Annotated in this window: 17 protein-coding genes and 1 tRNA gene; 9 read left to right on the top strand and 9 right to left on the bottom strand. The window is 66.3% G+C overall.

Going from position 1 to position 19,385, the window contains the following annotated elements; genetic code table 11:
• Positions 1–36: 36 nt before the first annotated feature.
• From ACMX2H_RS05195 to ACMX2H_RS05185, 3 genes are read left to right on the top strand one after another with little or no spacing between them, the layout of a single operon-like run.
• Positions 37–702 (top strand): copper resistance CopC family protein, encoded by a 666-nt coding sequence (locus ACMX2H_RS05195; RefSeq protein WP_414959363.1) that lies wholly within the window; start codon positions 37–39, stop codon positions 700–702.
• Entirely contained in the window at positions 695–2,896 is a 2,202-nt protein-coding gene (locus ACMX2H_RS05190; protein ID WP_414959361.1) for a cytochrome c oxidase assembly protein, read from the top strand. The genes ACMX2H_RS05195 and ACMX2H_RS05190 overlap by 8 nt, the downstream gene beginning before the upstream one ends.
• Positions 2,893–4,932, top strand: coding sequence for an NHL domain-containing thioredoxin family protein (locus tag ACMX2H_RS05185; RefSeq protein ID WP_414959359.1), 2,040 nt, complete (start codon positions 2,893–2,895; stop codon positions 4,930–4,932). The genes ACMX2H_RS05190 and ACMX2H_RS05185 overlap by 4 nt, the downstream gene beginning before the upstream one ends.
• Before the next feature lie 66 nt (positions 4,933–4,998).
• Here ACMX2H_RS05185 and ACMX2H_RS05180 read toward each other — a convergent pair whose 3' ends face one another.
• Positions 4,999–5,985 carry a hypothetical protein gene (locus ACMX2H_RS05180; protein WP_414959357.1) on the bottom strand — a complete coding sequence of 329 codons (987 nt, stop codon included), beginning with the start codon at positions 5,983–5,985 and terminating at the stop codon, positions 4,999–5,001.
• 80 nt (positions 5,986–6,065) lie between these two features.
• Entirely contained in the window at positions 6,066–7,784 is a 1,719-nt protein-coding gene (locus tag ACMX2H_RS05175) for a helicase HerA-like domain-containing protein (protein ID WP_414959355.1), read from the bottom strand.
• Between the two features lie 69 nt (positions 7,785–7,853).
• On the opposite strand from ACMX2H_RS05175, the gene ACMX2H_RS05170 reads away from it, so the two are divergent.
• Positions 7,854–8,333 carry a nucleoside deaminase gene (locus ACMX2H_RS05170; RefSeq protein ID WP_414959353.1) on the top strand — a complete coding sequence of 160 codons (480 nt, stop codon included), beginning with the start codon at positions 7,854–7,856 and terminating at the stop codon, positions 8,331–8,333.
• Positions 8,334–8,363: 30 nt separating this feature from the next.
• Here ACMX2H_RS05170 and panD read toward each other — a convergent pair whose 3' ends face one another.
• The gene (gene panD, locus ACMX2H_RS05165; protein WP_414959352.1) at positions 8,364–8,777 is read right to left on the bottom strand and encodes an aspartate 1-decarboxylase; all 414 of its coding nucleotides are present in this window, start codon (positions 8,775–8,777) and stop codon (positions 8,364–8,366) included.
• 127 nt (positions 8,778–8,904) lie between these two features.
• Here panD and ACMX2H_RS05160 point away from each other — a divergent pair, with 127 nt between their 5' ends.
• Positions 8,905–9,837 carry a hypothetical protein gene (locus ACMX2H_RS05160; RefSeq protein ID WP_414959350.1) on the top strand — a complete coding sequence of 311 codons (933 nt, stop codon included), beginning with the start codon at positions 8,905–8,907 and terminating at the stop codon, positions 9,835–9,837.
• Between the two features lie 60 nt (positions 9,838–9,897).
• Here the strand turns inward: ACMX2H_RS05160 and ACMX2H_RS05155 are convergent.
• The 5 genes from ACMX2H_RS05155 to ACMX2H_RS05135 all read right to left on the bottom strand — a co-directional run bounded on the left by ACMX2H_RS05155 (position 9,898) and on the right by ACMX2H_RS05135 (position 14,473).
• Positions 9,898–9,971 (bottom strand) — tRNA-Gly (locus ACMX2H_RS05155).
• A gap of 76 nt (positions 9,972–10,047) precedes the next feature.
• Positions 10,048–11,316 (bottom strand): ABC transporter ATP-binding protein, encoded by a 1,269-nt coding sequence (locus ACMX2H_RS05150; RefSeq protein ID WP_414959348.1) that lies wholly within the window; start codon positions 11,314–11,316, stop codon positions 10,048–10,050.
• A gap of 24 nt (positions 11,317–11,340) precedes the next feature.
• Positions 11,341–12,183, bottom strand: coding sequence for a carbohydrate ABC transporter permease (locus ACMX2H_RS05145; protein ID WP_414959346.1), 843 nt, complete (start codon positions 12,181–12,183; stop codon positions 11,341–11,343).
• Entirely contained in the window at positions 12,183–13,160 is a 978-nt protein-coding gene (locus ACMX2H_RS05140; protein ID WP_414959345.1) for a carbohydrate ABC transporter permease, read from the bottom strand. Before ACMX2H_RS05140 ends, ACMX2H_RS05145 begins: the two co-directional genes overlap by 1 nt.
• Positions 13,157–14,473 carry an extracellular solute-binding protein gene (locus ACMX2H_RS05135; protein WP_414959343.1) on the bottom strand — a complete coding sequence of 439 codons (1,317 nt, stop codon included), beginning with the start codon at positions 14,471–14,473 and terminating at the stop codon, positions 13,157–13,159. The genes ACMX2H_RS05140 and ACMX2H_RS05135 overlap by 4 nt, the downstream gene beginning before the upstream one ends.
• Before the next feature lie 222 nt (positions 14,474–14,695).
• Between ACMX2H_RS05135 and ACMX2H_RS05130 the strand changes: the two genes are divergently transcribed.
• The 4 genes from ACMX2H_RS05130 to dcd all read left to right on the top strand — a co-directional run bounded on the left by ACMX2H_RS05130 (position 14,696) and on the right by dcd (position 17,935).
• Positions 14,696–15,523, top strand: coding sequence for a DUF1684 domain-containing protein (locus ACMX2H_RS05130; RefSeq protein ID WP_414959342.1), 828 nt, complete (start codon positions 14,696–14,698; stop codon positions 15,521–15,523).
• 53 nt (positions 15,524–15,576) lie between these two features.
• The gene (locus ACMX2H_RS05125; protein ID WP_414959341.1) at positions 15,577–16,194 is read left to right on the top strand and encodes a DinB family protein; all 618 of its coding nucleotides are present in this window, start codon (positions 15,577–15,579) and stop codon (positions 16,192–16,194) included.
• Positions 16,195–16,279: 85 nt separating this feature from the next.
• The gene (gene kynA, locus ACMX2H_RS05120) at positions 16,280–17,155 is read left to right on the top strand and encodes a tryptophan 2,3-dioxygenase (RefSeq protein ID WP_414959340.1); all 876 of its coding nucleotides are present in this window, start codon (positions 16,280–16,282) and stop codon (positions 17,153–17,155) included.
• A gap of 198 nt (positions 17,156–17,353) precedes the next feature.
• A complete protein-coding gene (gene dcd, locus ACMX2H_RS05115) occupies positions 17,354–17,935 on the top strand; it encodes a dCTP deaminase (protein ID WP_414959338.1) in 582 nt (193 codons plus the stop codon).
• Positions 17,936–17,941: 6 nt separating this feature from the next.
• Here dcd and ACMX2H_RS05110 read toward each other — a convergent pair whose 3' ends face one another.
• Complete coding sequence (locus ACMX2H_RS05110; RefSeq protein ID WP_414959336.1) at positions 17,942–19,318, bottom strand: MFS transporter; 1,377 nt, start codon at positions 19,316–19,318, stop codon at positions 17,942–17,944.
• Between the last annotated feature and the right edge of the window lie 67 nt (positions 19,319–19,385).

Raw genomic sequence — 19,385 nt, 5'->3', positions numbered from 1 at the left:
CCGCGCACACAGCGCATCCCCTGACGAAAGAACGTGATGAACCACCACCTGAACACCCCTGCCCCGGTGCGCATCAGTACCGACGAGTCTTCGGCCTCCCGGCGGCGCCGCGAGGAACACCTCCGTGCTGCACGGCAAGCGACCACTCGCCGGCTGCTCGCGGCTGCCCTGATCGCCATGCTGCTTTGGCTGGCCTTGGCACTGGCCATGGCCCGCCCGGCCGCTGCCCACGACGAACTGATCGGATCGACTCCCGAGAACGGCGCGGTCCTGGACACGCCGCCGGCGGAGATCACGCTCAGCTTCAGCGCGAACGTGATGGACATCGGCGCCACTACCCAGGTGCTGGACACCGAAGGCACCGATTGGGCCGCGGGGGCACCGGTGCTGAGCGGCAGCAAGGTCAGCATTCCGCTGCAAGACGGGATGCCGGACGGGGACTACCAGCTGGGCTGGCGCGTCGTTTCCAGCGACGGCCACCCGATCGAGGGCAACCTGAAGTTCTCGGTGGCGGCGGCCGGTCCTGCAACGTCACCCGCAGCCGAGGACACCGGCAGCGCGGCGGCTCCCGCCGAACAGGCGAAGGGCCCCAGCACTACCGGGCTCTTCGTCGCACTTGGCGCCGGCGCGTTGGCCATCGCCGCAGGCTTGGCCGCTTTTGTGATCAGCAAGCGTGGCGGAGGCACCGGCGGTCGTGGCTGAGCGCTTGGCTCCACCAGCTAAACCACGTCCTGCGGCGATTACCGCAGACGGGGTCGGCCGGGGCTGGATTCTGGCCGGCGCCATTGTCTTGGTGCTGGCGCTAGTTGCCGCGCTGCTGTATTCCGGGGCTGCCGCGGCCCGGCAGCTGTCGGATCCCGGTGCGCTGACCCGCTGGGCCCTCCCACTGGCGAAGGCCGTCAACAACACGGCCCTGGCAGCGGTCATCGCTTCGCTGCTGTTCGCCGTCGGGATCCTGCCCAAACAGCTGCGTCCCAACCGCAGGCCCGGCCGAGGCGACGAGGGGCCAGAGCATCCGGCCTTCACCGCCGCGCTGCGGCTGGCCGCGATTGCGGCGGTTGTCTGGACGCTGGCCGCGATGACCGTGCTGGTCTTCAGCTTCTCTGACATCGCCGGTCTGCCGGTCAGCGGAGATGCCAGTTACACCGCCGGATTCGTCGGATTCATGACGGATATCGGCACCGGCCAGGCCTGGCTGTCCATCACCATCGTGGCAGCCATCGTAGCCACGCTCATTTTGGGCATCCGCTCGCTTCCAGGGCTGGGCATGACGCTGGCGCTGGCCACGATTGGCGGACTGCTGCCGATGGCCCTGATCGGGCACTCCGCCGGCGGCGACGACCACTACGGGGCCGTCAACTCGATCGGCCTGCACCTGCTGGGTGCCTGCCTCTGGGTGGGCGGCATCATTGTGCTGGCGTTCATTTCCGGAACATTGGGCACCAAGGACATCACCGGCCAGGTGCTGCGCCGCTACTCTTCGCTGGCCCTGATCAGCTTCTTCCTGGTCTTCTTCTCCGGCGTTATCAACGCCTCGATCCGGATCACCTCGCTGGACCAGCTCTCCAGCCCCTACGGCGTGCTGGTGGTGATCAAGGCCCTTGCCACGCTGCTGCTGGGGGCGATCGGCTTGATGCACCGGCAGTGGATCATCCCCGAGCTCGGCACCCTGTCCGGCAAGCGGGTGCTGTGGCAGCTGATCACGGTGGAACTGCTGATCATGGCAGCGGTGTTCGGCATTGCCACGGCCCTGGGCCGCACCGCGCCGCCCACGCCGGAAGAACTGCCGGTGGATGCGTCGCCGGCACGCATCCTGACCGGCTACGACCTGCCGCCCGAACTTGTCGGCAACAGTTGGCTGACGGTCTGGCGCTGGGACTGGCTGTGGGTCACCTTCGCCTTGGTCGCCGGCATCGCCTACCTGGTGGCCGCCGTCAGGCTGCACCGCCGCGGCGACCGCTGGCCGGTGGCCAGGACCGTCAGCTGGATTGTCGGCTTGCTGGCGCTGACCTACGTTACCTCCGGGGCCCCGGCCGTCTACGGGATGGTGCTCTTCAGCGCGCACATGCTGGACCACATGGCCCTGACCATGGTGGTGCCGCTGTTCCTGGTCCTGGGCTCGCCGATCACGCTGGCGCTGAAAGCGCTGCCGCCCCGCGGGGACGGGAGCAAGGGCCTGCGCGAATGGATCCTCTGGCTGGTGCATTCGAAGTACTCGCAGGTCATCACGCACCCGCTCTTCGCCGCGGCGAACTTTGCCGGCTCGATCATCATCTTCTACTACTCGCCGATGTTCCGGTTTGCCTTGGATGAACACACCGGGCACGAGTTGATGAACCTGCACTTCCTGTTGACCGGCTACATCTTCATCCTCACGATGATCGGCCAGGACCCGCTGCCGCGGCGGGCCCCGTATCCCATGCGGCTGCTAATCCTGTTCGCCACGATGGCCTTCCACGCCTTCTTCGGGGTGGCCCTGACCAGCTCCACCACCCTGATCCAGGCTTCCTGGTTCGGCAGCATGGGCCGGGAGTGGGGTCTTTCGGCCATGGACGACCAGCAAGTCGGCGGAGCCATCATGTGGGGCGTCGGCGAAATCCCCACGCTCTGCGTCGCTGTCGGAGTGGCGATCATGTGGTCGCGCTCGGATGCCCGGGAAACAAAGCGTAAAGATCGTTCAGCCGAAAGGAATAACGACGCCGAGCTGGCAGCTTATAACGATATGTTTGCCAGGATGGCCCGGCAGGACGAACGTATGGTCCCGCCCGGGGCCGCCCGGCCCGCCGCTGGCCACCGGACCCCCGGCAGCCAGCAAGACGTACCGAAAACCACCAACGGGCAGGAGCCCGCTCCGGACCCGGATAACGCCGGCCGGACCCAAGGAGAATCCAGATGACAGAGGCAGCCGAGACCATCCGCACTAGCTACCGGGTCCGTGGCTCCGACCTAGTGGGCCGCAACTGGCTCAACACCGGCGGCAAGCAGCTGGGACTGGAAGACCTGCGCGGCAAGATTGTGCTGCTGGATTTCTGGACGTTCTGCTGCATCAACTGCCTGCATGTGCTGGACGAGCTGCGGCCGCTGGAAGCGAAGTACAAGGACGTGCTGGTCACGGTCGGCGTGCACTCGCCCAAGTTCGAGCACGAGGCCGACCCGGTGGCACTGGCCGCAGCCGTGGAGCGCTACGAGATCCAGCACCCGGTGCTGGACGACCCGGAGCTGGACACCTGGCAGGCGTACGCCGCCCGGGCATGGCCGACGCTGGTGGTGATTGACCCGGAGGGCTACATCGTGGCGCACCTGTCCGGCGAAGGCCACGCCGGCGGCCTGGAGTCGCTGATGGAGGAACTGGTGGCCGAGCACGAAGCCAAGGGCACGCTGCACCGCGGCGACGGCCCCTACGTCCCCGCGGAAACCACCGCCGGGGACCTGCGCTTCCCGGGCAAGGTCATCCCGCTGCCGGACGGTGTGGGGTCCGAAGGCGGCTCCTTCCTGGTCACCGACACGGGGCACCACCGGCTGGTGGAACTGGCCGCGGACCTGTCCACGGTGCTCGGGACCTATGGCTCCGGTGACAAGGGCTGGCAGGACGGGCCTTCCGGCGAGGCCAAGTTCAACGAACCCCAGGGCCTGGCCCTGCTGCCGGAAGAGATCCGCGCCCAGGCGGGCTACGACGTCGTGATTGCAGACTCGGTGAACCATCGGCTGCGCGGGCTATCCCTGGCCACCGGCCGGGTCACCACGGTGGCAGGCAACGGCGTGCAGCGGCTGCTGGATGCGGACACCCAGCGGACCGCACCGGGCATGGCGCAGGCCGGTCCTGGCTCCGTCGCGGACGAAGCCCCTTCCGGCGAGGCGCTGGAAGAGGAACTCGCCGAAGCCATCGCTTCCAACTGGACGCAGCTGGCAGCCGACCCGCTGGCCGTCTCGCTCAGTTCGCCCTGGGACGTCTACTGGTCGGCGCAACTGAACGCCGTCGTCGTCGCGATGGCCGGCGTGCACCAGATCTTCACCTTTGATCCGGTCTCCGGCAAGGTGGCCATCCTGGCCGGTACCGGGCTGGAGGGCCTGCAGGACGGCGATGCCACCGTGGCCTGGTTCGCCCAGTCGTCCGGCCTGGCCGGCGACGCGGCCGGCAACATCTGGGTTGCGGACTCGGAAACGTCGGCGCTGCGCAAGATCTCCTTCGTGGACGTCCATGGCGAAAGCCGGGTCCAGGTGTCCACGGCCATTGGCACCGGACTGTTCGACTTTGGTTTCCGCGACGGCGCGGCCGCCGAGGCGCGGCTGCAGCATCCGCTGGGCGTCGCGGTGCTGCCGGACGGTTCCGTGGCGGTGGCGGACACCTACAACGGGGCGGTACGCCGCTACGATCCGGCCACCGAGACCGTCTCCACGCTGGCACGCGGCCTCGCCGAGCCCTCCGACGTGCTGCTGGACACCTCGGCCGTGGCCGACGGCGGCGAACCGCTGCTGCTGGTGGTCGAGGCGAACAAGCACCAGCTCATCCGGCTGCCCATCCCCAAGGAAGCGCTGACGGTGGACGAGGGGGCCTCGCAGACGCAACGGCCCAAGACCGAAGTGTCGGCTGGCCCGCTGGCGCTGACCGTCCGTTTCGCCGCCCCCAAGGGCCAGAAGCTGGATGACCGCTGGGGCGATCCCACCCAGTTGAAGATCTCCTCCTCGCCGGAGAACCTGCTGGTTTCCGGCGGCGGCACTTCGGTTGGCCTGCAGCGCGAACTGGTGTTGTCCGGCGACGTCAGCGAGGGCGTCCTGCACATCACTGCCCGGGCGGCGGCGTGCGACGGCGAGCCAGGCGGCGAGATCCCGGACCACGCAGCCTGCCACCTCTACCAGCAGGACTGGGGCATCCCGGTAGTGATCGGCTCAGGAACCGGAGAACTGACGTTGGACCTGCGCGGGCTGGACTAAACAGATCCACGCAACACAAACGCCGGGGGCGGACAGGGATTCCTGTCCGCCCCCGGCGTTTGGTTGCTAGTACTCCACCACCGGGGTCAGCGTTACGTGTCCGTCATTAACGGACAGCCGGCCGTTGAAATCGAAGGACTGCTTCAGTTCGCGTTCCACCGAGGCGCCGGTGAACAGGTCGATTTCCACCACGTTCAGCTTCGCCACCCCGGTCAGCGGGCTGAGCACCCAGTTGCCCTTGAAGGGTTCCACCTTGACCTCGGGATAGTCTTCGATCGACCAGTCGATGGTGTCGTCCTGGACCCGGTCCATGGCTGCACTGAACGGACAGCCGGAGGGTTGCAGCACGCGCTGCTCCGCACACGAGTCGAGGAAGGCATTGACCTGGCCGCTCAGATCATCCACAAGCTTGGGCGTCGCCGCGGTGGCCAGCGAGAGCCTGGCGTCCTGGGCGTTCTGCGGGCCGGTCAGGACCGATTCGACCACCGGTGCGGCGAAGTACTCGCTGGCGTAGTGGGCTTCGAAGCTGCCGGGGTAGAACACGGCGAAGTCATTCTTGCCCTCCGGCAGGGCCACCCGGGTACCGTTCAGCGAGGCTTCGTTTTCATTGACCACGTCCACGCTGATGGTGGGAAGGGCGCTGGGCACGAAGGACCACTGGTTGAAGAAGAGCCAGGTGGTGCCGGTCTTTTCCAAGGAGAAGGTTGTGGTGTGGGCGACTCCGTCGACCGTGTAGCTGACCGGCTGGTCCACCCTGTTGTCGCCCGTCGGAACCGGATCCTGGATTTCCAGATTGGCCAGCGTGTCCACCGAGGCCTTGAGCGCGGCGCCGTCGAGCATGGCGGCGTTGGCGTCGGGCACGGTCGCGTGCAACAAGCCGAGCGCGGTTCCGCCGTCACCGTCTTCCAAGGCGTTGAAATAGGCCTTGACCTGGTGCTGCGGGCTGAACACGAACGCATTGACCAGCACAATGGTCAGCGCGGCAGCGGCCACGGCAAGCATCAAGCACAGCAGCCACGTGGCCACGGTCCTGAGTACTCTCGAATTTCCCACCAACCCTACGTTACCCGCTCGGGGCGACAGCCGGGGTCGGCATGGGCCAGGTTACAACGCCAACGACGGCGGTGCGCCTGCTACCAGCGTCGGCGGCGCCGTCGCGTCCCGAACAGGCCGCGCATCAGTTCACGCCCCAGCACGGAGGCGGTCTGCAGAGCCATGTCCTTCAGCGCATCGTTGTCGGCACCCCGTCCGGTCTGCGGCGGCGCGTTGTCCGGCACCGGGGCGGGTCGGGAGCTGTCCACCGGCGGGGCAGGCGTGGCGGGACGGGTGGACGGACGGCCGAGGATGGTTTCCTCGATGCGGCGGGCCTCGGCGTCGATGTCCGCCGCGGACGGCGGCGCGGCGGCCTGCGGCGAGGCGGACTGCGGGGCCGAACCCTCCGCCGTCGTGCTTTCGGGGGATGTATAGTTCCCGGAGCCGCCGGGTTCGGGGGAGGCGGGCACCGGAGCGCCGGTGAGCTTTTCGAACGCCGAGCGGCTGTCCACCACCGGCCCGTAGACGGGCATCAGCGAAGACCCGTCCACAATGGCCTGCACGGTGGCTGCCGAGGAAGGCCCCATGGTGGAGCCGGGGGAGCAGAGCCGGGTCCAGGCCACCGGCGTCGGAACACCTTGCTCATTCATCACGGTCACCACCGCTTCGCCGATCCCGGCGCTGGTCAGTACCTCTTCCAGGTCGTAGTCGCTCACCGGGAAGGTGGAGACGGTGGACTTCAGCGCCTTGGCATCCTCGGGAGTGAAGGCGCGGAGCGCGTGCTGGACGCGGTTGGCCAGCTGGCCCAGCACGTCCGAGGGTACATCCCGCGGTGTCTGGGTGACGAAGAAGATCCCCACGCCCTTGGAGCGGATCAGCCGCACCGTGGTGGCGATGGACTGCAGGAAGGCCTTGGAGGCGTCACGGAACAGCAGATGCGCCTCGTCCAGGAAGAACACCAGCTTGGGTTGTGCCGCGTCGCCCACCTCCGGAAGTTCCGCAAACAGGTCGGCGATCAGCCACATCATGAAGGTGGAGAACAGCAGCGGCCGCTGCTGCAGCGAGGACAGCTCCAGGCAGGAGATGATGCCGCGGCCGTCCGCAGCGGTCCGCAGCAGTTCGGCGGTGTCGAATTCGGTCTCGCCAAAGAACGCGTCCATGCCCTGGGCCTCCAAGGAGACCAGCTCGCGCAGGATCACTCCGGCCGTGGCCTTGGACAGCCCGCCCAGGTTCTCGAGCGCAGCTTTGCCCTCGTCGGAGACCAGGAACTGGATGACGGCGCGCAGGTCCGCAAGATTGTAAAGCTCCAGGTCGTTCTTGTCCGCGTAGTAGAAGACCAGCTGCAGGCTGGATTCCTGCGTCTCGTTCAGTTCCATCACCCGGGACAGCAGCAGCGGCCCGAAATCGGAGATCCGGGCGCGGACAGGCACACCGGTGCCGTCGCCACCCAGCGACAGGTACTCCACCGGGTAGGCTGCCGGTTTCCAGTCCTGCCCGACTGCGGCCGTCCGCTCGGCGAGCTTGGTGCTCCCGGCCGACGGCGTGGACAGGCCCGTCAGGTCGCCCTTGATGTCCGCCAGGAACACGGGGACACCGTGGGCGGAGAGCTGTTCGGCGATGACCTGCAGCGTGATCGTCTTCCCCGTGCCGGTGGCACCGGAAATCAAGCCATGCCGGTTCATCATGGCCAGCGGCAACCGTACCGCTGCGTCCGGATGCACTGCGCCGTCCACCAGGGCTGCGCCCAGTTGGATGGCAGGCCCGTCAAAGCCATAACCCTGCCGGATGGCTGCCACATGTTCTGCCGGAGTCCGCACCATGGCAGAAGCGTAGACCACGCACGTTGCCCGCCAAAGGCTCTGCGACGCCGGCTCTGCCATAATCAGCGGATGGAACTGACTCCCGAGGACCTCAGGCATCTGCGCCGCTGCGTGGACCTGGCCCGTGAAGCATTGGACGACGGCGATGAGCCGTTCGGCTCGGTACTGGTCGACGCCGGCGGCAACGTGCTGTTCGAGGACCGCAACCGGGTCAAGGGCGGCGACCAGACCCGGCACCCGGAATTCGAGATTGCCCGCTGGGCGGCCAGCAACCTGCCGCCCGAGGAACGGCTCCGGGCAACCGTCTACACTTCCGGCGAGCACTGCCCGATGTGCTCGGCCGCACACGCCTGGGTAGGACTGGGACGGATCATCTACGCCGCGTCGTCGGACCAGCTGGGCGGCTGGCTGGCGGAATGGGGCATCGGACCGGCACCGGTCGCCGCGTTGCCGATCCAGCAGGTGGCACCGGGCATCGAGGTCGGCGGGCCGTCCGCGGAGCTGACGGACGAGGTCCGCGGGCTGCACCAGCGGTTCCACCGGCGCTAGACTTCCGGCCGGCCCGGGATGGTGGGGGAGCTACTTAACCGCGTATGGCGGCCGCATCAGCCCTTCGTCCACGGACTCAGCCGGGTCGGAGCCCAGCTCCACGATCTTGTTGTCCGCGTCCACATGCACCACGGAGGGAACGAAGGACCGCGCCTCCGCGTCGGTCATGTCCGCGTAGGTGATCAGGATGACCAGGTCACCTTCATGCATCAGGTGCGCAGCGGCCCCGTTGATGCCCACCACGCCTGATCCGCGTTCGCCGGCAATGGTGTAGGTCTCCAGCCGGGCACCGTTGGTGACATCCACAATGGACACCAGCTCGCCGGGAAGGATGTCGGCGGCGTCCAGCAGATCAAGGTCCACGGTCACGGACCCTACGTAATGCAGGTTGGCGTGCGTCACCGTCGCCCGGTGGATCTTGGACTTGAACATTTTGCGCATCATCGGGTCCAAGTTTAGTCTCCCGCCGGCCACCGGTGAAACGGATCCGGTTCTGGTTTGCCGGTAGCCCCGCGACTAGGGTGGACCCACCGGAAGGCCACGATGTGATCCATCGAAGCAGGAGGCATTCATGAGTTCGGATATCGGCAGTGATCGGTACGACGACGGCAGCCCCCGGCGGGGAGCCGATGCCCCGGCGGGCCCGGGGAAACCTCAGGAACCCGTGCCGGCGCCCAGGGAGGCAGCGCCTCCGCCCACACAGGCCATGCCGGCCGCCACACAAACGGCACCTGCGCCCGCGCAGGCGACGCCGGCCGCGGGCGCGGACCAACAGCAGACTGCCGCCTTCGAGCGCCGGCCCACGGCGGACCGGCCCACCGCGGACAGCATGGACCCGGATGCCCGCGCCGGCCGCGCGGGGCAGGACCGGCCGATCGTCGCCGAACGGAACTACAGCGACACCAGTGCCTACCGGCCCGAAGCAGCCCTCGACGCGGAGTCGCTGTATCTGCGCGAGCACAATGCCTTCGGAGGGGTGAGACTGGGTTCGGCATTCTTCGGCTGGCTGAGCGCGTCGGGCCTGATCGTGCTGATCACGTCCGTGGCGGTGGGCGTGGCCGCGGCCTTCGGGTGGGCCAATGAGGCCCAAGTGCGCGGCTGGTTGGACAACATCGCGGCCAGCAGCGGTCCGGCAGCCCTGACCTCGGCGATCGCCTTGGCGGTCATCTTCTTGCTGGCGTATCTAGGCGGCGGCTACGTGGCCGGGCGGATGGCACGGTTTGACGGCATCCGGCAGGGCCTGGCGGTCTGGCTGTGGGGACTCGTGATGTCGTTCCTCGCGGGACTGATTGGGCTGGCCGCCGGCGGTCTCGGTGTACTGACCGGGCCGTCGGTGCCGGTCATTGAGCGACCTCTCCAAGAGCTGACGGTTCCGGGCCTGATTGCGCTGGCCGTAGTGCTGCTGGCCAGCCTGGCCGGAGCCCTTCTGGGCGGCGCCGCCGGCATGCGCTACCACCGGGCGGTTGACCGGTCCGGCTTCGAGCCCGACGAGGACATCGAGTAATACCAGCCGGGGACCGGCGGCGGGAAAAGAAGCACCCCGGCCGATGGGCCGGGGTGCGCGTGGAGCGGGCGACGGGAATCGAACCCGCGTATCGAGCTTGGGAAGCTAGCGCTCTACCATTGAGCTACGCCCGCACAGGGTCCGGCGTGGAAGCCGGACCCGGTCAAACAATGAAACCGAGTTTACCCCAGGTCGGCGAGGAGCCGGAATTCAGGCCGGCTGGCCTGCCGTGGAGGCTTCGCGCTCGCGGGCTTCGCTGATTTCTTCGGCCCGGGCAGCGTTGGCCTCTTGGGTCAGTGCTGCACCGGCTTCGGCATCACGAGTCAGGTTTTCCCCGGTTTCCGGATCGAACAGGTGCATCTTGCGGGTATCCAGCCAGAGTTCCGCCGAGCGCCCGCCACGGATCCGGCTGGCGGCGTCCAAGGTGACCACAATTTGCGGCCGCAACTCGTCGGCGTCCATGTCCGCGGCCAGTGAGTTGAGCAGTTCGCGGACCTCCGGATCGGGGTCGAAGTTGATGTAGCCGTACTGTTCGTTGCCAAGCCACTCGGTGTGGGTCAGTTCGGCCGTGAACGTGGACCCCTTGTCCTTCTTATGCTCTTCCACCAGCGAAGCATCTTCGAAGAACTCCGGCCGCAGGCCCACCAGCACCACCCTCTTGCCTTCGGCGGCCCTGGCTTTGTCCTCGGTCACCGGAATGTTCCCGATCGGCGTCTTCAAAACGCTGCCCTCCAAGGTGGCAGGCAGGAAGTTCATCGACGGCGAGCCGATAAAGCCCGCCACGAACAGATTGACCGGCTGCTCGTACAGTTCACGCGGCGAAGCAATCTGCTGCAGGATCCCCTTCTTCAGCACAGCTACGCGATCGCCCAGCGTCATTGCTTCGGTCTGGTCGTGCGTGACGTAGACACTGGTGACGCCGAGCCGGCGTTGCATCTGCGAGATCTCCGAGCGCATCTGCCCGCGCAGCTTGGCGTCCAGGTTGGACAGAGGCTCGTCGAACAAGAACGCATCGGCCTGCCGGACGATCGCCCGCCCCATGGCCACGCGCTGCCGCTGGCCGCCGGACAAATTGCCCGGCTTGCGCTCCAGATGATCAGTCAGCTCCAGCGTCTTCGCAGCGTCGGTGACCAACTTCCGGATCTCGTCTTCGGTGTGCTTTCCCTTGGCCAACCGCAGCGGAAACGCGATGTTTTCGAACACCGTCAGGTGCGGATAGAGGGCATAGTTCTGGAACACCATGGCCAGGTTCCGGTCCCGGGGCGCCTTTTCGTTGACGCGCTGGCCGTCGATCAGCAAGTCACCGGAGGTGATGTCCTCCAGCCCCACGATCATGCGCAGCAACGTGGACTTGCCGCAGCCGGATGGACCCACCAGGATAATGAACTCGCCGTCTTCGATGTCGATGCTGACGTCGTTGACTGCGGGGAAGCCGTCGCCGTACTGCTTGACGAGGTTCTGCAACGTGATCGATGCCATGGGATGTCCTTTCCTGCCGCGGGCCTAGCCCTTGACGGCGCCTTGGGTCAGGCCGGAGACGATTTGGCGCTGGAACAACAGGACCAGCAGCACAATGGGAATGGTGACGATGATGGCCGCCGCGGAGATTGCGCCGACCGGAGACTCGAACTGGGAAGCGCCGGTGAAGAAGGCCAGTGCCGCGGGAACCGGCCGCGCGGCCTCAGTCGAGGTCAGCGAGATGCCGTAGACAAAGTCGTTCCAAGCGATGAAGAACGCAATGATCGCCGTGGTGAAGACGCCCGGCGCGGCCAGCGGCACGATGGCCTTGCGGAACGCTTGCCACGTGGTGGCCCCGTCCACCTGTGCGGCCTGTTCCAGTTCCCACGGGATTTGGCGGAAGAACGCCGCCAACGTCCAGATGGAGATGGGCAGGGTCAGCGACAGGTAGGGGATGATCAGGCCCGGCCAGGTGTCGTACAGGCCGATGTTGCGCCAGAGGTTGAACAACGGGGTGACAATCGAGATCACCGGGAAGATGGATACCGCCAGCGCGGTGGTGAGGATGACCTTCTTGCCCGGGAAGTCCAGCCGGGCAATGGCATAGGCGCAGAGCGTGGCCAGGACAACGGCGATGAATGTTGCGATCAGCGCGATGCCGATGGAATTCCGCAAGGAACTGAGGAACAACTCCTGCGCCGAGCCGACCAGAATCTGTTCATAGTTTGATCCGGTCCACGTGGTGGGCAGGAATTTGCCCGAGGTCAGGTCGCTGGGCAGCTTGAACGAGGTCGCCAGAATGGACGCCACCGGAAACAGCGCATAGATCAGCACCAACAGGGAGATGATGATCCAGGTCACCCGTTCTTTGGTCCGTGATGCTTTCATCACTTCCCTCCTCTCTGGCTGGCGAGGTCCACTTTGAACAGTTTGATGGCGATGAAACAGATCAGCAGCACGCAGACGAACAGCAGCACCGAGACTGCGGAGCCGAGGCCGATTTCCAGGCGGCCGATGGATGTCCGGTAGGCCAACAGCGAGAGCACCTCGGTGTTGAACGCACCGTTGGTCATGATGAAGACGTTGTCGAATATTCGGAACGCATCGAGTGCCCGGAACAGTACGGCCACCATGATCGCCGCCTTCATATTCGGCAGGATCACCCGGCGCATCCGCTGCCACCATGTGGCGCCGTCCACTTCCGCGGCTTCGGTCAGTTCGTCCGGCACCTGCGCCAGGCCGGCCAGCAGCAGCAGCGAAATGAACGGCGTGGTCTTCCAGATTTCACTGGCCATGATCACGAACAGCGAGGTCCAGGTGCCGGCGAACCAGTTCAGGTCCGGATCGATGCCGGGTACCCAGTTGAACCAGGTATTCACGAAGCCGGAATTGATATCGAACATGTAGAACCAGGCAAACGCGGAGACCACGGTGATGATCCCGTACGGGACCAGAATGGCGGTGCGCAGCCAACCGCGCACTGCCTTGAGCGCCTTGTGCATTACCAGCGCCAGTGCGAAGCCCAGGATGAGTTCCACGACGACGGTCACCACCGTGATCAGCAGCGTCACCCCGAGGTCCCGCCACCAGACCACGTCCGTGAGGACCACGCCGTAGTTGGCCAGACCGACGAACGCACGCTCGTCCGGAGCGGTGAGCCGGTAGCTGAACAGCGAGTCGTACATCGCCTGCAGGATCGGGTAAGCGGTGACAGCGAGCATGACGACGAAGGCCGGGCCCGCCAGCCACCAGCCCAGCCGGCGCTCGGCTTTGGCACGGTCACTGAACTGCTGGACGGCGCGGCGCCGGCCGGCGCGTCCGGTTTCGCCGCTCGGGAGCGTGGGCGTTTCGGTCGTGGTGCTCACAGCAGGTTCTCCCCCCGTAGGACGGAAACGATGAAGTCCGACGTCTCCTGTGGCGTGATGGCGGGATCCACCTGGTCCGGCGGGGCGAAGTTCTGCTGCAGGCTGGTGGAAACCTCGTTGTAGAAGACCGTCTGCGGACGCGGCGCCGACAGTTCCAGGGATTCGCGGATGGTGTCGGCCATCGGGAAGGATTCCTTGATCCGCGGATCGTTGTAAGCCTCAGTATTCGAGGGCGGGTTGCCGTTGGTAATGAAGTACTCGGCCTGGTTCTCCGGGGAGACGATGCACTCGATCGCGGCGTAGGCCAGATCAGGATGTTCACTCGCGGCCCCAACGCCCAGGTTGATGCCGCCGAGCGGCGGCGCGGATTGCTCGCCTTCGGTCATCCGCGGGTAGAGCGTCCAGCCAATGTCTTCGATCAGCGACGGATCCAGTGTGCCGTCCTCCACCGCAGCGTTGGTCGCCGGCCAGACGAACGGCCAGTTGACCATAAACGAGCCTTTGTCGCCCTGGAACAGGATCATCGAATTGTTCTCGTCCTGGGTGGGCAGCCCCGGTCCGCCCAGACCGTCTTTGCCGATGGTGGAGATGACCTGGGCGGCCTCCGTGCCGGCCTTGCCGGCCAGGCCCAGCTGAATCTGGTCGGCCGTGGCCTCCGGGTTCTCCAAAATGTGGCCGCCGGCCGATTCGACCAGGGCATTCAGCCAGACCGTCATGGATTCGCCGCGTTGGCCCTGCACGCCCAGGAACTTGTCTTCCTTGGCGGCGGCGTCGATCAACTGTTGCCAGGTCACCGGCTTCGACATGTCCAGGCCGGCGGCCTCGGCCACCGACTTCCGGTACCAGAGCAGTTGCGTATTGGCCCAGAACGGAACGGCGACGAGTTTGTCCTTCCAGGTGGCCCCGGTGAGCGCCCCCTCCACGACGTTCTGCGTGGTGCGCTGCGCAACCGTGTCCGGGACGGGCGCCAGGAATCCCGGCTCCGCCAGCTCAGGAATGAACGGTGGGTCCAGGCTCATGATGTCCAGCGACGTGTCGCCGGCCGCCAGCCGCCGGGCCAGCTGCTCCCGCTGTGAGGCGGCGTCATTGGGCAACAGCGAGGTCTCAATCCGGTACTCGCCTCCGGCTGCCTCGGTACACTTCTCGGCGATCGCTGCCTGGCCGCCGGCGTCGGGGTTGATGTACCAGGTCAGGGTGGGAGGCCCCTCCTCAGCGCTGCAGCCGGCCAGCAGGGTGGCTCCGAGCGCCAGCACCACCGCTCCGGCTCGAGCTGTGCCGCGCCGGTAGCGCGGCCGGTTTCCGTCTCTGGGCATCGGCTGGCCTCCCCGTTCTGGTAGACGCTCCGGCTGCGCGGCTTCTGTCGCTGGTATGTGCCACGCTGCCTCGTAGAAGTAGAGCGTATTCTCCTGCAGGCAATTGCGCCATGGTTCGTGCGGGCCCAGGAGCGCGCGATCCGGGGGAATACGGGGAGCAGGATGGGACGTTGTGCCGCATACCGTCCGGCAACTGTCGGCGCAGTGTGAGGAAAGGCGAGCATGCGGAATTCACCGGTGAATCCAAGTGAAGATGCCCGGAAACGGGAGAGCTGGCTGCGCTTCCGGGATAACCGGAACCGGGCGTTGGCCGTCGATTACGGCTGGCTGACGCTGACCTCGTTGCAGTGGCTGCCCGCCGAGCCCGCGCCACTGGAGCACCTTACCGGCCTGTGGAGCGCCAACGGTCCCGCCTCCGCCGGCGGACATGCCACCCTGACAGCGACCGCCGACGACGGCTTGTACTTCATGGAGACCGGCGAGCCGGCGGTCGGGACGTTTACCGCTACCTTGGGCAATGAGGAATCGCTGTTCTGGGTGCGCCACGGCAGCATCGCCGTCGAACTCGCCGCCCGCGGCGACCGTTATGCCGTGCGGACCCGGGACAATGACTCGCCGGTGCATGCGGACTTCGAGGCCGTGCCGGTTTTCGACTACAACCCCGATCTGGTGGTGGCCGGCACGTTCGAGGAATACGACCAGCCGCAGATCCTGCCGATCGGCACATCGAACCCGGACGTTTCTGGCGCCATCACCGCGGTCGGCACGGTCAGCTTCGAATTGGACGGCACCGTGCACCGGCTGGTGGCCGAGCCGGAGAAGCTGGGTGCGCTGTCGCTGAACTTCCACGACGCCACCAACGGCGACACCACTGCAGGCTGGCGGTCCGTCGCCACACGCCGCCCCGGACCGGACGGATCGGTGCTGATCGATTTCAACCGCGCCACGAACTTTCCCAGCGCCTTCACCGATTTCGGCACCTGCCCGATGCCGGTGGACGGCAACGTCATCGCAGCCCCGGTGGAAGCCGGTGAACGCCGGGCGCGCTGAACCCGGCGGCGGAAACGGTGGCGCCGGAAGCCGGTCTGGGGGAGGATCGTCGGATGGGACCAACGGCGGACGATTTCCGCATCATTACCGACGACCTGGCCGACCGCTTCGCTGAACTGCCGGACGATGCCTGGGCCACCCCGGCGCTCGAACTGGCTTGGAACTGCCGCGAGACGGCCGCCCACGTGATGGACGACTTCGCGTTCTACGCGATGCAGTTGTCAGGCCGGCGTCCGCCGCAGGATGACTATGTGGTGTTGCTGGATCCGCCGCCGTGGCGGCCAGGCGGGCCGGACATCTTGATGTGGCCCGACCCCGCCGCTGGGACGGCCGGGATCGTCAGCTGCTTCGACGCTTCGGCCGGCCTGCTGTACGCCGTCACCGCCACTGCACCGGCGGACCACCGGGGCTACCACCCGGCAGGAAATTCCGACGCCTCCGGCTTTGCCGCGATGGGCGTGGCTGAAGCGGTGCTGCACGGCTTCGACATCCTCGCAGCGCAGGGAATCGACTACCGCCCGGATGACGGGGTGATCGGCAGGGTGCTGGATCGGATTTTTCCGACGGCGGAGCGGACGGACGACGCCTGGCAGGACCTCTTGAGGGCCAGCGGCAGAACGCCGGAAACCCGTGGACAGAAGTGGCGTTGGGACTCATCGGTCCGCGATTGAGGTCGAGGCGCGCCGGCAGGAGCTTGGCTTGGCCGTAGGCTGGTAGCAGTCCTGCAAGGACGCAGGGGAACCGACGGAAGTTGCCATGACCGTAGACAAGAACACCCGCCGGCTCGAAGACCATATCGAGACCGATTTTTCGGACAAGATGAGCTATGGCTCCTACTTGTCACTGGACCAGTTGCTCTCTGCCCAGCACCCGGTCAGCCGGCCGGAGCACCACGACGAACTGCTGTTCATCATCCAGCACCAGACCTCCGAGCTGTGGCTGAAACTGGTGCTGCACGAGCTGCGCACAGTGCGGCAGAAACTGCGCGACGACGACCTGCGCTTCGCAATGAAGGGCATCGCCCGGATCAAGCACATCCAGCGCTCGCTGACCGAGCAGTGGTCGGTGCTGGCAACGCTGACACCCTCCGAGTACGCAGAGTTCCGCGGGGCGTTGGGATCGTCGTCGGGCTTCCAGTCCTATCAATACCGCGCGGTGGAGTTCCTGCTGGGCAATAAGAACAAGGACATGCTTAACGTCTTCGCAGATGATCCGGCGGCGCAGGCCTTGCTCGCGGAGCTGCTGGACCAGAGCAGCGTCTACGACGAGTTCCTGGCCTACCTGCACCGGCAGGGCTATCGGATTCCGGCGGAATTGCTGGACCGGGATGTGACCGAGGCGCACGTCTTCAACCCGGAACTGGTAGCAACCTTCACCTCCGTCTACGAGAACGCCGGGCAGAACTGGGACGTCTACGAGGCCTGCGAGGAACTGGTGGACCTGGAAGACAACTTCCAGCTCTGGCGCTTCCGGCACCTGAAAACGGTGGAGCGGACCATCGGCATGAAGCGCGGCACCGGCGGATCCTCCGGCGTCGGCTTCCTCCGCCGGGCACTGGAGCTCACGTTCTTCCCGGAGTTGTATGCGGTGCGTACGGAGATCGGCAAGGCTGACCCGGTCGACCAGCGCTAGCGGAGAGGGCTGCCGGCGGAGGCCGTTCGTTCCCCCGCCGACAGCGGCCTGGTGGCCGCCAACGGACGTTGTGCGGCCGACTGATTCCATGGTCGCACCCCAGCGTGGATCGGGACAGGGGCCCAGCACGGAACCTTCACGACGGCGGCCCGCGTCATGCGGGCAAGGGAGGCCGCCGGTCCCGTGTATTTTTAGAGTGTGCTGATCTCCGACCGTGATATTCGTGCCGAATTGGACTCCGAACGCATCATTCTTGATCCGTTCCAGCCGGACATGATCCAGCCCTCGAGCGTGGACGTGCGGCTTGACCGGTTCTTCCGGCTGTTCGACAACCACAAGTACGCACACATCGACCCGCAACTGGAGCAGCCCGAGCTCACCCGCCTGGTGGAGGTGGACCCGGACGAGCCGCTCATCCTGCATCCGGGGGAATTCGTCCTCGGCTCCACGTACGAGACGGTGACCCTGCCCGACGACATTGCCGCCCGGCTGGAGGGCAAGTCTTCGCTGGGACGGCTGGGCCTGCTGACGCACTCGACGGCAGGATTCATTGATCCCGGTTTCTCCGGGCACGTGACGCTGGAACTCTCCAACATGGCAACACTGCCGATCAAGCTGTGGCCGGGCTCCAAGATCGGCCAGTTGTGCTTCTTCCGGCTGTCGTCGCCGGCTGAGCACCCCTACGGTTCCGGCGAATACGGCAACCGCTACCAGGGCCAGCGCGGCCCCACCGCGTCGCGCAGCTTCCAGAATTTCCACCGCACGGTCATCGACCGCTGATCCCGCTCAGGCCGCGGGTGTGGCGGCGGGCTGGATCTGTGCCGGCGTTTTGACCGGCAGCAGCATCAGCAGGCCGGCCAGCAGCACCACCAGGATGCCCAGGATGCCGTAGCGCTGTTCGCCGAAGACGGTGATGAAGAGCGCGAACAGCGAGGGAGCCAGGAAGCTGACCGCCCGGCCGGTAGTGGCGTAGAGGCCGAAAAATTCGCCTTCCTCGCCGCGGGGCGCAAGCCGCGCCAGATAGGCACGCGATGACGATTGTGCCGGGCCGACGAACAGGCACAGCAGCAGTCCGAACACCCAGAAGGTGGTGTCGCCGGTCCAAGTGTTGCCGAAGAACACATGGTCGCCGGCACCCAGGACGAAGATGGCGGCGGCCGCGACAATTAGACCGGACAAGGCCCAGACGATCACGTTCTTCGGGCCGACCCGGTCATCCAGCACCCCGCCGCAGACCGCGCCGAGCGCCGCAACGACGTTGCCGGCGATGGCGAAGACGATCACCTGGCTGAGTGAGAAACCGAAGGTGCCGGCGGCAATCACCCCGCCGAAGGTAAACACTGCGGCGAGCCCATCGCGGAAAATGGCACTGGCAATCAGGAAGAAAATCGTGTGCGGGCTGGAGCGGAAGATGGCCTTGATGCGGCGGAAGAGCAGCCCGTAGGACGCGAAGTAACCCAGCGATGCGGCCGCCGGCTGCCGGGGGATCTCCGGAACGGCAAACAGCACCGGCAGCGCGAAGGCCATGAACCAGACGGCGCAGAACACCGCGACCAGGCGGATGTTCAGCCCGTTGTCCGCAGTGGCGCCGAACCAGCCGATCTCCGGCAGGACAAACCCGACCAGCACCAGGGCGAGCGCCACGACCCCGCCAACATAGCCCATGGCCCAGCCGAAACCGCTGACTTTGCCGATCGTCGACGGCGTGGAAATTTGCGTGAGCATCGCGTAGTAATTCACATTCGCGAACTCGAAAAACACATTGGCCAGAGCGATCAGCGCTACACCAAGGAACAGGAAGCCGGGCGAGGGGAAGACGAAGAAGCAGAGGCCGGTCAGCACCGCCACCGCCACGCTGTTGATGCCAAGCCAGAGTCTGCGGCGGCCACCGGTGTCCGAACGCTGACCGGTCACCGGCGCCAGCAGGGCAATGGCCAGCCCGGCAATAGCCAGTCCGTAGCCGAGGATTTCCGAAGCGAACGCCTCGCCGCCGAAGGCGTCACTGGTCAGATAGACAGTGAAGACGAACGTCGTCATCACGGCGTTGAAGGCCGCCGACCCCCAGTCCCAGGACGCCCAGGCGAGGACCTGCTTCTTGTTCAAGCGTTCTGCTGCCGCACCACCCGCTACTTGGGTTGCCGGAATGCCCGCCGAGTCAGTCATACCGCGATGCTATCCGTTTCGCCTGCTGCGAACTTCGAGCAGCGCCGCACGCCGCGTGAATCTTTGC

Source organism: Arthrobacter sulfonylureivorans, assembly GCF_047607445.1.
GTDB classification, from domain to species: Bacteria; Actinomycetota; Actinomycetes; order Actinomycetales; family Micrococcaceae; genus Crystallibacter; species Crystallibacter sulfonylureivorans_A.
Note: the sequence above shows the minus strand (reverse complement) of the source record. Positions and strands in the feature narration are given on the sequence as shown.

Excerpts from the sequence above, each read along its gene's own strand:
- ACMX2H_RS05135 (WP_414959343.1), bottom strand. The coding sequence starts at position 14,473 with ATGCCCAGAGACGGAAACCGGCCGCGCTACCGGCGCGGCACAGCTCGA.
- ACMX2H_RS05150 (WP_414959348.1), bottom strand. The coding sequence starts at position 11,316 with ATGGCATCGATCACGTTGCAGAACCTCGTCAAGCAGTACGGCGACGGC.
- ACMX2H_RS05125 (WP_414959341.1), top strand. The coding sequence starts at position 15,577 with ATGGGACCAACGGCGGACGATTTCCGCATCATTACCGACGACCTGGCC.
- ACMX2H_RS05195 (WP_414959363.1), top strand. The coding sequence starts at position 37 with ATGAACCACCACCTGAACACCCCTGCCCCGGTGCGCATCAGTACCGAC.
- ACMX2H_RS05110 (WP_414959336.1), bottom strand. The coding sequence starts at position 19,318 with ATGACTGACTCGGCGGGCATTCCGGCAACCCAAGTAGCGGGTGGTGCG.
- panD (WP_414959352.1), bottom strand. The coding sequence starts at position 8,777 with ATGATGCGCAAAATGTTCAAGTCCAAGATCCACCGGGCGACGGTGACG.
- ACMX2H_RS05185 (WP_414959359.1), top strand. The coding sequence starts at position 2,893 with ATGACAGAGGCAGCCGAGACCATCCGCACTAGCTACCGGGTCCGTGGC.
- ACMX2H_RS05170 (WP_414959353.1), top strand. The coding sequence starts at position 7,854 with ATGGAACTGACTCCCGAGGACCTCAGGCATCTGCGCCGCTGCGTGGAC.
- ACMX2H_RS05130 (WP_414959342.1), top strand. The coding sequence starts at position 14,696 with ATGCGGAATTCACCGGTGAATCCAAGTGAAGATGCCCGGAAACGGGAG.
- kynA (WP_414959340.1), top strand. The coding sequence starts at position 16,280 with ATGACCGTAGACAAGAACACCCGCCGGCTCGAAGACCATATCGAGACC.
- ACMX2H_RS05145 (WP_414959346.1), bottom strand. The coding sequence starts at position 12,183 with ATGAAAGCATCACGGACCAAAGAACGGGTGACCTGGATCATCATCTCC.
- ACMX2H_RS05175 (WP_414959355.1), bottom strand. The coding sequence starts at position 7,784 with ATGGTGCGGACTCCGGCAGAACATGTGGCAGCCATCCGGCAGGGTTAT.
- ACMX2H_RS05160 (WP_414959350.1), top strand. The coding sequence starts at position 8,905 with ATGAGTTCGGATATCGGCAGTGATCGGTACGACGACGGCAGCCCCCGG.